Annotated in this window: 9 protein-coding genes; 3 read left to right on the top strand and 6 right to left on the bottom strand. The window is 58.3% G+C overall.

What is annotated here, in order from left to right; translation table 11 throughout:
• Positions 1–9: 9 nt before the first annotated feature.
• The 3 genes from HALO_RS02440 to HALO_RS02430 form a co-directional block, all read right to left on the bottom strand.
• On the bottom strand, positions 10–1,260 hold the full coding sequence (locus tag HALO_RS02440) for a sarcosine oxidase subunit beta family protein (protein ID WP_050712982.1): 1,251 nt from the start codon (positions 1,258–1,260) through the stop codon (positions 10–12).
• Positions 1,261–1,272: 12 nt separating this feature from the next.
• A complete protein-coding gene (gene glyA / locus HALO_RS02435) occupies positions 1,273–2,583 on the bottom strand; it encodes a serine hydroxymethyltransferase (RefSeq protein ID WP_050712981.1) in 1,311 nt (436 codons plus the stop codon).
• 259 nt (positions 2,584–2,842) lie between these two features.
• Positions 2,843–3,949: a hybrid-cluster NAD(P)-dependent oxidoreductase gene (locus HALO_RS02430; RefSeq protein WP_050714112.1), complete on the bottom strand. Its 1,107-nt coding sequence runs from the start codon at positions 3,947–3,949 to the stop codon at positions 2,843–2,845.
• A 354-nt stretch (positions 3,950–4,303) separates the two neighbouring features.
• On the opposite strand from HALO_RS02430, the gene HALO_RS02425 reads away from it, so the two are divergent.
• The 3 genes from HALO_RS02425 (at position 4,304) to HALO_RS02415 (ending at position 8,553) form a co-directional block, all read left to right on the top strand.
• Complete coding sequence (locus HALO_RS02425; protein ID WP_035581396.1) at positions 4,304–5,590, top strand: aromatic ring-hydroxylating oxygenase subunit alpha; 1,287 nt, start codon at positions 4,304–4,306, stop codon at positions 5,588–5,590.
• 133 nt (positions 5,591–5,723) lie between these two features.
• Positions 5,724–6,359 (top strand): TetR/AcrR family transcriptional regulator, encoded by a 636-nt coding sequence (locus tag HALO_RS02420; RefSeq protein ID WP_035581398.1) that lies wholly within the window; start codon positions 5,724–5,726, stop codon positions 6,357–6,359.
• 157 nt (positions 6,360–6,516) lie between these two features.
• On the top strand, positions 6,517–8,553 hold the full coding sequence (locus HALO_RS02415) for an oxidoreductase (RefSeq protein WP_035581400.1): 2,037 nt from the start codon (positions 6,517–6,519) through the stop codon (positions 8,551–8,553).
• Here HALO_RS02415 and fdhF read toward each other — a convergent pair.
• From fdhF to fdhA, 3 genes are all read right to left on the bottom strand, one after another.
• Positions 8,550–11,435, bottom strand: a complete 2,886-nt coding sequence (fdhF, locus tag HALO_RS02410) for a formate dehydrogenase subunit alpha (RefSeq protein ID WP_231896796.1) — start codon at positions 11,433–11,435, stop codon at positions 8,550–8,552. The genes HALO_RS02415 and fdhF overlap by 4 nt on opposite strands.
• A gap of 11 nt (positions 11,436–11,446) precedes the next feature.
• Positions 11,447–13,165, bottom strand: a complete 1,719-nt coding sequence (locus tag HALO_RS02405) for an NAD(P)H-dependent oxidoreductase subunit E (RefSeq protein WP_035581402.1) — start codon at positions 13,163–13,165, stop codon at positions 11,447–11,449.
• Positions 13,166–13,289: 124 nt separating this feature from the next.
• Complete coding sequence (fdhA, locus tag HALO_RS02400) at positions 13,290–14,480, bottom strand: formaldehyde dehydrogenase, glutathione-independent (protein WP_050712980.1); 1,191 nt, start codon at positions 14,478–14,480, stop codon at positions 13,290–13,292.
• Positions 14,481–14,536: the final 56 nt, after the last annotated feature.

Below are 14,536 nucleotides of genomic sequence, written 5' to 3'. Positions count from 1 at the left end.
GTACAAACCCTAGTGGGCCACACCGGCAGCGCCGTGTTCGTCAATCAGCGCCCCGCTATGGAAGCGGAACATGGAGAACGGCTCAGCGATGGGGTGCATCTCACCCTTGGCCAGGCTCGCGGCGAACACATGCCCCGAACCAGGGGTAGCCTTAAAGCCACCAGTCCCCCAACCGCAGTTGAAATACAGACCCTTCACCGGCGTTTTGGAGATGATCGGACAGGCGTCTGGGCAGGTATCAACGATGCCGCCCCACTGGCGATTCATACGCACTCTAGAGAAAATCGGGAACATCTCGACGATGGCTTGGAGGGTGTGCTCAACAGTGGGATAACTGCCGCGCTGACCATAGCCGTTATAGCCATCGATACCCGCGCCAATCACCAAGTCGCCCTTGTCGGATTGGCTGATATAGCCATGCACTTGATTAGACATCACCACGGTATCGAGAACCGGTTTGATCGGTTCGGAAACCAGGGCCTGCAACGGGTGGGACTCCAGCGGCAGCTTAAAGCCCGCCATGTTGGCCAGCACCCCGGAATTACCGGCAGCGACGCAACCCACGGTTTTGGCCTCAATATCGCCGCGATTGGTGTGGACGCCATAGACTCGGCCATCACGGATTTTGAAGCCGGTGACTTCGGTTTGCTGGAGGATATCCACCCCATGGGCGTCAGCGCCGCGTGCATAGCCCCAGGCCACAGCATCGTGGCGCGCCACACCAGCCTGAGGCTGCCAGGAAGCGCCCAAAACGGGGTAACGGGCGCTGGTTGAACAATCCATGATGGGCACGAGTTCCTGCACACCTCGCGCATCCAGCACCTCACCGTAGATACCGTTCAAGCGATTGGCGTTAACCCGGCGCTGGATATCGCGCATGTCCTGGAGGGTATGTCCCAGGTTGAGTACGCCGCGCTGGGAAAACATCACGTTGTAGTTAAGGKCTTGGGAAAGCCCCACCCACAGCTTCATCGCATGATCGTAAAGGGCGGCCGCCTCATCCCATAAATAGTTGGAACGCACGATGGTGGTATTACGGGCAGTATTGCCCCCACCCAGCCAGCCCTTCTCAATCACTGCCACATTCTTAATGCCGAACTCTTTAGCCAAGTAATAGGCCGTGGCCAAGCCGTGGCCACCGCCGCCAACGATGATCACATCGTACTGCTTCTTGGGGGTAGGGTTGCGCCACTGGCGCTCCCAGTTCTCATGGTGGCTCAGCGCGTGCTTGMCCAGGCCGAAGCCGGAATAGCGTTGCATAGGGCGCTCCTCTTAAGCTATAGATTCGACGGCTTCGACGGTTTCAGCATAGACAGGATGCCGAGCACACACGTCGGTCACTTTGGCCTGCACGTCAGCTTCAATGGAGGCGGTGTCGCTTCCGGTGGTCAACTCGTCCAGAATGYCGCATATCCAACCCGCCAGCTCGCTACACTCTTCAGCATCAAAGCCGCGCGTGGTTACCGCGGGGGTACCGATACGCAGACCAGAGGTCACAAAGGGGCTTTGAGGATCATTGGGCACCGTGTTTTTATTAACCGTGATATGTGCACGGCCAAGTGCGGCATCGGCATCTTTACCGGTGATGCCCTGGCGGATAAGTGAGACCAGAAAGAGGTGGTCGTCGGTACCGCCAGATACCACGTCATAACCGCGCTCAATAAACACTTTGGCCATGGCCTGGGCGTTATCAATCACCTGCTGCTGGTAGCGCACAAACTCCTGGTTCATGGCCTCCTTAAACGCTACCGCCTTGGCAGCGATCACATGCATCAACGGCCCGCCCTGCTGGCCTGGGAAAACCGCCCCATTGAGCTTCTTGTACAGAGCCTCGTCGCCATGGGCGGAGAGAATCAAACCACCCCGTGGGCCGCGCAGTGTTTTATGGGTGGTGGTGGTGACCACATGAGCGAAGGGAAGCGGGCTTGGATAGAGGCCAGCGGCCACTAAGCCAGCGACATGCGCCATATCGACCATTAACCAGGCCCCTACCTCGTCGGCGATGGCGCGAAAGCGTCGCCAGTCCACCACGCGAGAATAGGCTGAAAAGCCCGCAATGATCATCTTCGGCTGGTGCTCGCGGGCTAAGCGCTCGACTTCGTCGTAATCGATCTCACCGGTTTCCGGTTTGAGGCCGTACTGCACCGCGTTGTAATGCTTGCCCGAGAAATTAGGGGCGGCCCCATGGGTTAAGTGCCCACCGTGGGCAAGGCTCATACCCAATACGGTATCGCCCGGCGATACCAGCGCCATAAACACAGCGGCATTGGCCTGGGCACCAGAATGCGGTTGCACATTGGCATAGTTGGCACTGAACAGGTGGCAGGCGCGCTCAATGGCCAACGCCTCAACCTTATCAACGAACTCACAGCCACCGTAGTAGCGGCGGCCTGGATAGCCTTCTGCATACTTATTGGTCAGCTGTGTACCTTGCGCTTCCATAACAAGTTTGCTGGTGTAATTTTCGGAGGCGATCAACTCAATATGCGCTTCTTGGCGAACCGTTTCTTCAGCGATTGCTTCAGCAAGCAGACTGTCGTAATTGGCCAAACGGGCATTGGGGGAAAAATTATTGTGAAGCATTACCGCCTCCTCATTAGTCACTTTGTTATTAAGTGCTCGACATACTCTTTAATGCTGATAAACCCAGGTCGCTTTCAACCACAGTCCCTATCAACGCGTTCTTACCGCGATACTATCGTTGGTGTGCGGGCCCAAGATGCTCGGCGACGTCACCACGCGATGTATTTGCGACATCGGCAAGATTTAGAAAGMAAAGCGCCCTTTACGGCATTAGCCATAAAGGGCGCTTTACTATCAGTATTAAAAACATCTACCTGACCTAGAAATCCACGATCAAATCGCCTTTTGGACGACTGCAGCAAGACAGAATGTAGCCTTCTTCAACATCCTCATCCGTAATACCGCCGTTATGCTCCATTTCCACTTCACCCGACTTAAGTGCTACTCGGCAGGTACCGCAAATCCCCATACCACAGGCCTTGGGAATATGTAGGCCAAGCTTCGCTGCTGCCGCATGTACGGTTTCGCCCGGCTGAATGCGGACACTTTTCCCTGAAGACGCAAATTCAATGCTGTGCAGTTCACTGCTATCGACGTTTTCAGCGTCTACTTCTGCTTGCTCAGCCAACTCACGCACATCCTCACGCACGTCGATCGGCGTGGCGCCAAATAGCTCTTCGTGATAATGACTCATGTCAAAATTGTGGTGGCGCAGAATACTTTTTATGGCGTTCATATAGGGTGCAGGACCGCAACAAAAGATCTCCCGCTCCATAAAGTCCGGCACTATCAGCTCAAATAGCGGCTGGGKGAGGTAGCCACGATAGCCAGCCCATGCCTCGCCAATATCTTCTTTGCTTTCACAAATGATGTGCAGCTTGAACTCGGGAATGCGCGAAAACATATGCACCAGCTCACGGTGATAAATGACATCGCGAGGGGCCCGGGCGCTATGCACGAATTCAACGTCCACAGCGGCATTGGTATCAAACAGCCAGCGCGTCATGGACATCAAGGGGGTAATGCCCACACCGCCAGAAAGAAATAACACTTTTTCGGCAGGGAAATCGATAGAGTTAAAATTGCCTACCGGCCCGTGCACCACCAGCTCGTCGCCCACCTTTAAATTGGCGTGCAGCCAATTAGAAACCTTGCCCCCCGGAATCTGTTTAACGGTGATGGAAAAGCTATAAGGGATGGAGGGGGAACTGGAAATCGTATAGGAGCGCATGATCGGCTGATGATCAATCTCTAGCTCCAGGGTCACGAACTGGCCAGGTTTGAAGAAGAACAGCACAGGCTGCTCGGCCATAAAGCAGAATGTGCGCACATCCTGGGTTTCTTGGATCACCTTAACGCAACGCACCTGATGACGGCCGTTGGTCCAGGTTTGGGTCGTGACCGGATTAAAGAAATTAGTTGTCATTTTGCCTCTGCCTGACCAGCCTTCATCGCTTTGCATCACCGAACCGTATTCGCTATACGGCCAGCACTTTGATCTGCATTTTGGGGATGCGCCTGCTAACCGACTTACCTGACAGCGACCCACACTTACCTCGTGCCACTCTTTATCGTTTAGAAACCTCTGTTTTAGTCGCCACTACGTCACCTTATGTCGCGGGCAGATAACTGGCAGGGGTTAGCCTGCAACACAATCGGTGACTGACTGAAGCCACATTTGAATAAAACGCCAGGTTACGCAGCAGAACAATAACCAATCTTAACTAACGGTCGTATCGCAGCCCTTGAGGGAAAAGCGGTGGTTTACGAGGATACTGGTATGCAAAAAAGTGTTTCTTATATGATGGATGACCCACTCGCTGCGGCTCGCGAGTCAACGGCCCAAATGCTGCAAGAAAGGGCGCGTACCTTTTCGCTTCCGCAGCCGTTTTATAACGATGCCCGCCTGTTCGCCCTCGATATGCAGGAGGTTTTCGAGAAAGAGTGGCTGTTCGCGGGAATGACCTGCGAGATCCCTACCAAAGGTAATTTCATAACGTTGGATATTGGTGATAATCCCATTGTCATCGTACGCGGTGGTGAAGGCACGATTCATGCCTTTCACAATGTCTGCCGCCATCGCGGGTCGCGACTTTGCACAAAGGATAAAGGCAAGGTGGCAAAACTCGTCTGTCCGTATCACCAGTGGACCTACGAGCTTGATGGCCGCTTGCTGTTTGCCGGTAGCGATATGGGCACTGACTTCAACCTCGATCAATTTGGGCTCAAGCCGGTCAGCGTTCGCACCGCCGGTGGGTTTATGTTTATCAACCTAAGCGACGAACCGACCTCGATTGACGATTTTCTGGTAACCCTTGAGCATTATCTTGAGCCGTACCAGATGGACAACGTCAAGATCGCCACCGAGTCCAGCATTGTCGAACAAGCCAACTGGAAGCTCGTGATCGAAAACAATCGCGAGTGCTATCACTGCAACGGCGCACACCCTGAGCTGCTGAATTCATTGCAAGAGTTTGATGATACCGACGACCCCCGTGCGACACCTGCTTACAAGGAGCTAGTGGCCCGCAAGCAGGCGGACTGGGATCAGGAGCAGGTGCCTTACCAACTGACGCGGCTTGGCCAGCAGAACCGTCTGACCCGCACGCCGCTGTTGGATGGCATTGTCTCCATGACAATGGACGGCAAACCCGGCTGCAAGAAGCTGATGGGTCGCCTGAAAAGTCCCGACATGGGTTCTCTGCGCATCCTGCATCTGCCCAATTCATGGAATCACTTCATGGGCGATCACGCGGTGGTATTTCGCGTGTTACCGCTTGGCCCGCAGCAAACCGTGGTGACCACCAAGTGGCTGGTTCATAAAGATGCCGTAGAGGGCGTTGACTACGACCCCGAGCAGCTTCGCCGAGTATGGGACGCGACCAACGACCAGGACCGCCAACTCGCCGAAGAGAACCAGCGTGGCATTAACTCCAAGGCTTACCAACCCGGCCCTTACTCTGAAACCTATGAGTTTGGCGTTATCGACTTTATCGACTGGTACGCCGCCCGCATGCTTGAGAACCTAGGATATGATGCGCCGACGTTACACTTAGCCCAAGGTTAAAACGTGAAGGATCAAGGCAGCGACGTTTACCGTCACTAGGACTTAGCCAGAGTAGCTGACAACGTGTACACATAAGAGACACCTGTGTACACTTTGCCACACTATTCCTAGACTATTCTTAGAGACCTGCTCAATGCCACCCACCGATACGCCCAACGCTAAAGGCTCCCAAGACGTCTGGCTCGACGCGGCGTTTGAGCTGCTACTCGAATCGGGCGTCGATAGCGTGCGCATTCTTTCCCTGGCCAAGCGACTAAAGCTTTCTCGAACCAGTTTCTACTGGTTCTTCAAGGATCGCGAGGCACTGCTGGAAGCACTGATCGCACGCTGGCGTGAAAAGAATACCCAAGGGCTAGTGAATCAGACCGAAGCCTATGCCGAGAATATCGTCGAGGCGATGCTCAATGTCTTCGACTGCTGGCTGGATCCTAAACTGTTCGACTCCCCGCTAGAGTTCGCCATGCGCAGTTGGGCGCTACAGTCAGCGTCAGTAGTGAGTGAAATCGATGCAGCTGATGCCACCCGTATCGAAGCACTGGCGCGCATGTTCCAGCGCTACGGCTATGATCCGCTGGCGGCCAACGTTCGGGGCCGCACCATCTACCTAACCCAGATCGGCTATATCTCGATGAAGACCCAGGAACCCCTCGAAGTGCGCATGCAGCGCATCCCCGCCTATGTCGAAATTTTCACCGGCCAGCCGCCTGGTTCCAGGGAATTGCAACGCTTCTATGCCCGCCATGGAAATTCTCCAGCCGGCACCGGCTAGTCCACGGCAAGCCTAATCGGCTAACGCCACCTACCGCGCCGCCGTCCTAACGGTCGAACATGCTCGCCCCTCAATGTACATCAATGAACATTATATTGACATCAATGAACATTAGCGCCTAGATTTATCAAATACACAACAAAATGGCGTCCTGTCCATGCTTAACGATCCGCTACTGCAGCCCTTTCAGCTAAAGCACCTGACCCTGAAAAACAGGCTTATGGTGACAGCCCATGAGCCCGCTTATCCTGAGGACGGGATGCCCAAGGCACTCTACCGTGCCTACCACGTCGAGCGCGCCAAGGCAGGCCTTGGCCTTACCATGACCGCTGGATCCGCGGCGGTGGCCAAGGACAGCCCACCCGTGTTCAACAACATCCTCGCCTACAAGGATGAAGTGGTGCCCTGGATGCGCGAGCTGACCGACGCCTGCCACGAACACGGCACTGCGGTGATGATCCAGTTGACCCACCTGGGCCGGCGCACCCGTTGGGATAAGGGTGACTGGCTGCCTGCGGTATCGTCTTCGCATCGTCGCGAGGCGTCCCACCGCGCTTTTCCCAAGCAGGTCGAGGAGTGGGATATCGAGCGCCTGATCCGCGACTACGCCGATGCCGCCGAGCGTATGCATGCCGCCGGTCTCGATGGCATCGAGCTACAGGCCTATGGCCACCTGATGGATCAGTTCTGGTCGCCACTGACCAATACCCTTGAGGGGCCTTATGGCGGGGATCTCGATAACCGGCTGCGTTTCACCTTCGACGTGCTGCGCGCCATTCGCCAGCGGGTTGGCGAGGCGCTCATCGTCGGCGTGCGCTACACCGGCGACGAGATGCTGCCGGGCGGGCTGACCTCCGGCGACGGGATGGAGATCTCACGGCGCTTGAAGGACAGCGGTCTGGTCGACTTTCTCAACGTGGTTCGTGGCCACATCGACACCGATGCGGGGCTCACCGACGTGATTCCCATCCAGGGTATGCCCAGCGCCCCGCACCTGGATTTTGCCGGCGAAATACGCCGTGAGATCGACTTCCCCACCTTCCATGGCGCCAAAATCCAGGATGTTGCCACTGCCCGTTATGCCATCGCCTCAGGCAAGGTCGACATGATCGGCATGACCCGTGCCCACATGGCCGACCCGCACATCGTGCGCAAGATCGCCGAAGGGCGGGAGGAAGAGATCCGCCCCTGCGTCGGCGCCAACTATTGCCTTGATCGCATCTATCAAGGCGGTGCCGCCTACTGCATCCATAACGCCGCCACCGGGCGCGAAACCACCATGCCCCACACCATTTCAAAGGCGGCACAGCAACGGCGAGTCATTATTATTGGCGCAGGGCCAGCGGGGTTGGAAGCCGCACGTGTTGCCGGTGAGCGTGGCCATTCGGTAGTGGTGCTGGAAGCCGCTAGCGATGCCGGTGGGCAGGTGCGACTCACCGCCCAGAGCGAGCGGCGCCGTGAGATGCTGGGCATAATCGATTGGCGCTTGGCGCAGTGCGAAGCGCTGGGTGTCGAGATCCGCTACAACGTCTGGGCCGAGGTGGAGGACGTGCTCGCCGAGCAGCCGGACGTGGTGATCGTGGCCACCGGCGGCTACCCCATGGAAGACCAGCCTGAGGTCGGCAGCGACTTAGTCGTCAATACCTGGGACATACTCTCCGGGCACGTGCCGCCGGGCAAACGGGTATTGCTGTTCGACGATGCAGGCGACCATGCCGCCCTGCAGGCGGCGGAGATCATTGCCGCCGCGGGGGGCGAATTGGAGATCATGACGCCGGATCGCACCTTCTCCGCAGAGATCATGGCCATGAACCTGGTGCCCTACATGCGTGCCCTGCAGCGCCCCAACGTCACCTTCACAACCACTTACCGGCTGAAGTCCGTGCAGCGTAATGGAAGCGAGCTACTGGCCAAGATCACCAGCGACTACATGGATCTGGAGCACGAACGGCGCATCGACCAGGTAGTGGTCAACTACGGTATCACGCCCATGGCCGACATCTATTTCGAGCTCAAACCGCACGCCAGCAATGGCGGCGAGGTGAACTACGATGACCTGATCGTGGGCAACCCTCAGCGCGTCATCAACAATCCGGATGGCCATTTCCAGCTGTTCCGGATCGGCGATGCCGTCGAGTCCCGGAACACCCACGCGGCCATCTACGACGCGCTCAGGTTGGTCAAGGACATTTAATACGGCGTCCTATTTTCCACCTCCATTGCTCCTCCATCGACGGGCTCTTTTCCGGCAGACACAAGGCGACAGGCGGCATACTTGAACTCCGGAATCTTGCCATAAGGATCCAACGCCGGGTTGGTCAACAGGTTGGCCGCCGCTTCTCCGTAGCAGAAGGGCACGAAGACCATCCCCTCCGGCATCCCCGGATCCGTCCTCGCCTTGAGAGTGATGGAGCCCCGCCGGGTGGCAATGGTCAGATCATCGCCTGGGGCGATCCCGAGTCGGATAAACTCGGCGGGCGCCAAGCTCGCCACGGCTTCCGGTTCCAGGTCATCAAGCACTTTGGCGCGCCGGGTCATCGAACCAGTATGCCAGTGCTCTAACTGACGCCCGGTGGTCAGTACCGTTGGGTAGTCATTATCAACCGGCTCATCCGGCGGCAGCGGGCGCGTGGGGGCAAATTTCGCCCGACCGCTGGCGGTGGGAAAAGCATCGCTGAAGACCACGTCGTGCCCCGGCGCGTCCTCCGCTGGGCAGGGGTAGGTCACCGACTGCTCGCGCTCCAAACGCTCCCAGGAAATATGGTCGAGAGAGGCCATGCCTTGCTTCATCTCGGCGAAGACGTCCCGCGGATGCTGGTAATCCCAGTCCAGGCCAAAGCGTTTGGCGATTTCCTGGATAATCCACCAGTCCGGCTTGGCCTGGCCCGGTAGCGGCAACGCCGCGCGCCCCATCTGCACTTGCCGATTGGTGTTGGTGACGGTGCCATTTTTCTCAGGCCAGGCGGAGGCAGGCAGAATGACATCGGCAAACTGGGCAGTCTCAGTGACAAACAGATCCTGCACCACCAGATGTTCCAGCTTGGCCAGGGCGGCCCGGGCATGGGCCAGATCCGGGTCGGACATCGCCGGGTTTTCACCCTGGATATACATGCCGCGAATGGTGCCCGCGGTGATAGCGTCCATAATTTCCACCACGGTGAGACCCGGCGTGGGATCCAGTTTGGTATTCCACAGTTCTTCGAACGCCGCACGAACTTGATCATCATTGACCGGCTGGTAGTCGGGCATAACCATGGGAATCAGCCCGGCATCAGAAGCCCCCTGAACGTTGTTCTGCCCCCGCAAAGGATGCAGGCCGGTGCCGGGGCGACCGGTCTGGCCGCAGGCCAAGGCCAGCGAGATCAGGCAGCGGGCGTTATCGGTACCGTGGGTGTGCTGGGAAATGCCCATGCCCCAGAAAATCATCGCCCGCTCGGCGTTGGCATACAGCCTAGCCACTTCGCGAATGGTCTCGGGCTCAACGCCGCACAGGCCGCTCATCGCTTCGGGGGTCATGTCGACGGTATGAATTTTCAGGGCCTCGAAGCCCTCGGTATGCTCGGCGATATAAGCCGTATCATAAAGTTCTTCGCTGATGACCACATTCAGCATGGCATTAAACAGGGCCACGTCGGCGCCCGGTGAAAAGCGCACGCTCAGGTGGGCGTAGGCATCCAGCGACTGACCACGGGGGTCGATTATCACTATCTTAGTACCGCGCTTGGCGGCCTGTTTAAAGAAGGTGGCCGCCACCGGATGGTTTACCGCGGGATTACAGCCGGTAAGAATCACCACGTCGGCCTGGCTGGCCTGCATAAAGGAGGCGGTGACCGAGCCTGAACCAATACACTCCATGAGTGCCGCCACGGAGCTTGCGTGGCACAAGCGGGTACAGKGATCTACATGATTGGAGCCAAAGCCGGTACGCACCAGCTTCTGGAACAGCCACGCCTCTTCGTTGGAGCACTTGGCGCTGCCGAACCCAGCCAGGGCGTCAGGGCCATGGCTCGCTTTAAGGTCGACAAGTCCGCTGGTAGCAAAATCCAGGGCCTCATCCCAGCTAGCCTCCCGGAAATGGGTCAGGGGCTGGGCGGGGTCGAAGTCTGGATCAATCCCTTTAGCGACACCTTCGCGGCGAATCAGCGGAGCGATTAGTCGGGATGGATGGCGCGGATAGTCATAGCCGAAGCGGCCTTTAACACATAGCCGGTTCTCGTTAGAGGGGCCGTCGCGGCCCTCCACATAAAGGATCTCATCGTCCTTGATATGGTAGGTGAGCTGGCAACCCACCCCGCAGTAGGGGCATACCGAGTCGACCTTGCGGTCAGCCACCGCAGAATCGCCGCGCCCTTCTGCGTTAACCAGGGTGGCGGGCATAAGCGCGCCAGTGGGGCAGGCTTGAACGCACTCGCCGCAGGCCACGCAGGTGCTATCGCCCATGGGGTCGTCGAAATCAAACACGATCTTGGATGCCGCCCCACGATGAGCCAGACCGATAACGTCGTTGACCTGTACTTCGCGGCAGGCCCGCACACACAGGTTGCACTCGATGCAGGCGTCAAGATTGACGCGCATGGCTGAGTGGCTGCTGTCCTGAGCCAGGCTATCCGCCCGGTCAGCTACATGGTGAACGGTGGGCGCCGAGCGCTCTGCGCGCCTGGGCAGTTTGCGGCGCACCGCCGTAGCATCAATGGCCAGTTGGTCGGCCATGGCCCAGAAGTGGCTTGAGCGGTCGGGGCTCTCTTCTCGCTCGGGCTGGTCGACCAGCAGCATTTCCATGACCATCTTGCGGGCCGTATAGGCTCGTTCGGAATTGGCGCTCTTGACCACCATACCGGGGGCTGCTTCACGTAGACAGCTGGCGGCCAGGGTACGCTCGCCCTCGATTTCCACCATACAGGCTCGGCAGTTGCCGTCGGCGCGGTAACCGCTTGTGTCCTTAAAACACAGGTGGGGAATGGTCTCGCCGGCGCGCTTGGCCACCTGCCAGAGGCTTTCACCGGGGCTTGCACTCACCTCAACACCATCCAGCGTCAGGGTAAAGCTTGTGCCTGGGTTTTGTTCGCTCATGCTCATGTTCATCTCCCCTACCCCCTGACGATGACATTCTGGGCGGCAAGTTCACCGCGAAAATCCTTGAGCAGCCCCAGCACCGGGTTAGGTGCCGCCTGACCAAGCCCACAAATGGAGGCATCGATCATCACCTGGGAGAGCTGCGTCATTAGCCCGGCATCCCACTCATTCCGCTCGAGCAGCGTGAGCATTTTTTCCGTGCCCACCCGGCAGGGCGTGCATTGGCCACAGGACTCATCGGCAAAGAAGGCCAATAGGTTGGTAGCCACCCCGCGCAGATCGTCCTGATCGGAGAGTACGATCACCGCAGCGGAACCGATAAAACAGCCGTGCTCCTGGAGGGTGTCGAAATCGAGGGGAATGTCAGCCTTGGCAGCGGGCAGAATGCCGCCGGAGGCGCCGCCGGGCAAGTAGGCCGCCAAGCGGTGGCCGTCGGCCATGCCGCCGCAATACTCGTCAATTAATTCCTGTAGTGTTATCCCCGCAGGCGCCAAATACACACCCGGCTGCTTGACCCGACCCGAGACCGAGAAACTGCGTAACCCTACGCGGCCGTGGCGACCCTGGCTGGAGAAAGCCTCAGCGCCGCGCTGCCAGATCATGGGTATCCAGTAGACGGTCTCGACGTTATTGACCAGCGTCGGCCGATCAAAGAGCCCCTTCTGAGCCACAAACGGCGGGCGGTGCCTGGGTTTGCCCGGCTTGCCTTCCAGGGACTCGATCATCGCCGACTCTTCGCCGCAGATATAAGCCCCCGCGCCGCGGCGCAGCACAATGTAACCCGGCGCCACCAGACCAGCGGCCTCCAGTTCGCCAATGGCCTCGCGCAGTACGCCATGTAACGCCGGGTATTCATCGCGCAAATAGATATACAGCGCCTCGGCCTCTACCGCCCAGGCGCTGACCAAGGCACCTTCAAGAAACTGGTGCGGCGAATTTTCCAAGTAATAGCGATCCTTGAAGGTACCGGGTTCGCCCTCGTCGGCATTAATAGCGCAGTAACGGGGCCCAGCCTCCTGGCGCACAAAAGTCCACTTTTTGAAGGTAGGGAAACCCGCGCCACCCAGGCCGCGCAGATTGGCCTGCTGCATCGCCTCCATGAGCGTTTCCACCGTGACTTCGCCGCTGTGGCAGGCCTGGAGCAGCGCGAAACCGCCCTCGTGGCGATAACCGTCCAGCCGCTGCCACTCGATGGGGTCAGGGTGAAAGTGCGACGCCTCAATCACCGATGCAATGCGCGCCTGAGTGGCGAACACCACATGGTTATGCCCCAACTCTACTACCGGGGCCGTGTCGCAGCGCCCCATACAAGGAGCCCGCAGCACCCGCACCTGTTCGATATCCACGTTCGCTTCCAGCTGTGCCTTAAGCGCCTCGGCACCGGCTAGCTGGCAGGTCAGTGAGTCACAAACGCGGATAGTCACCGCGGGCGGTGGCAGCTGGTCGTCGTGGATGACATCGAAGTGGGCGTAGAAAGTGGCGGTCTCGTAAACGGCCGCCATGGGCAGGTTCATGTAAGCCGCCAGGGCACGCAAATCCGCCAGCAGCAGATGGCCCCGGGTGTCCTGAATGTTGTGTAAATGTTCAATGAGTAGGTCGCGGCGGCGCAACGTGGCGTTCTGGCGTTCGTCACCCAGCAGTTCACGCAACCCCTCAAGAAGACTGGGATCGAGATCACGGCCGCGGGGCTTGCCGCGGAAGCGGCGCTTGGGGGTCACGGTCTGGACGGTCATGGGGTACTCATTATTATCTTGATCGGTTTTATACCGGATGAACAAAAACGGCACCCCGCGGGGCGCCGTCTAGGGTCGCACTAGCCTACCCTCAGGCAGGGATCAGGGCTTATTAAATAAGTTATTAAGCCACGCTGCCATGGGGGTCAATAACGAATTTCTTGGCAGCGCCGCCATCGAAGTCGGCATAGCCCTGGGGTGCCTGATCCAGAGTGATCATCTGGACATTCACCGCATCGGCAATATTGACCTTGCCAAACAGAATAGCCTGCATTAGTGGTCGATGGTACTTCATCACCGGGCACTGTCCAGTATGGAAGCTGTGGGACTTGGCCCAACCAAGCCCAAAGCGCATGCTCAGAGCACCCTGTTTGGCGGCCTCGTCCTCCGCACCCGGGTCCTCGGTCACATAGAGGCCTGGAATACCGATCTGCCCACCCGCGCGGGTCAACGACATCGCCGAGTTGAGCACTGTGGCGGGCGCTTCTTTGCCGTGATTGCAGCCACAGGCGTGGGCCTCAAAACCAACACAGTCGACAAAGGCATCGACCTCACGCTCGCCGAGGATCACCTCGATCTTGTCGGCCATGTCGCCATCCTGGGTCAGGKCGATGGTTTCGCAGCCAAAGCTGCGGGCCTGGGCCAGGCGCTCTTCGATCATATCACCAACGATCACGCAGGCCGCACCCAGCAGCTGAGCGGAAACTGCAGCGGCCAGCCCCACTGGCCCAGCACCAGCGATATAGACGGTGCTGCCGGGGCCGACACCGGCGGTCACACAGCCGTGGAAGCCGGTGGGGAAAATATCGGAGAGCAGGGTCAGATCTTTGATCTTCTCCATGGCCTGATCGGCATCCGGGAACTTCAGCAGGTTAAAGTCCGCATAGGGAACCATGACATATTCAGTCTGGCCGCCGMCCCAGCCGCCCATATCCACGTAGCCATAGGCGGCGCCAGGGCGAGATGGATTGACGTTGAGGCAGATACCGGTGCGGCCTTCCTTGCAGTTGCGGCAGCGGCCGCAGGCAATATTGAACGGCACTGAGACTAAATCGCCTGGTTGGATAAATTCCACGTCGCGACCGCATTCGACAACAAGACCTGTGATCTCGTGACCCAGAACCAAACCCGAAGGCGCGGTGGTGCGCCCTCGCACCATATGCTGGTCGCTGCCGCAAATATTGGTAGTAACCACTTTAAGGATGACGCCGTGGTCGCACTTGCGGTTACCGATAGCGAGTTCGGGATAGGCAATGGTTTCGACGGCGACTTCACCCGGCCCTTTGTAGACGACGCCGCGGTTGGCTGCATTCATGGCTGGCTCCTGCTGTTTATTGTTGTGTTCGTAATGGTTGATTGCGCTATCCCACC

The organism is Halomonas sp. R57-5, from assembly GCF_900070345.1.
Taxonomy (GTDB): Bacteria; Pseudomonadota; Gammaproteobacteria; order Pseudomonadales; family Halomonadaceae; genus Vreelandella; species Vreelandella ventosae_B.
The sequence above is the reverse complement of the archived record's forward strand: the minus strand, read 5'-3'. Positions and strand labels throughout refer to the sequence as shown.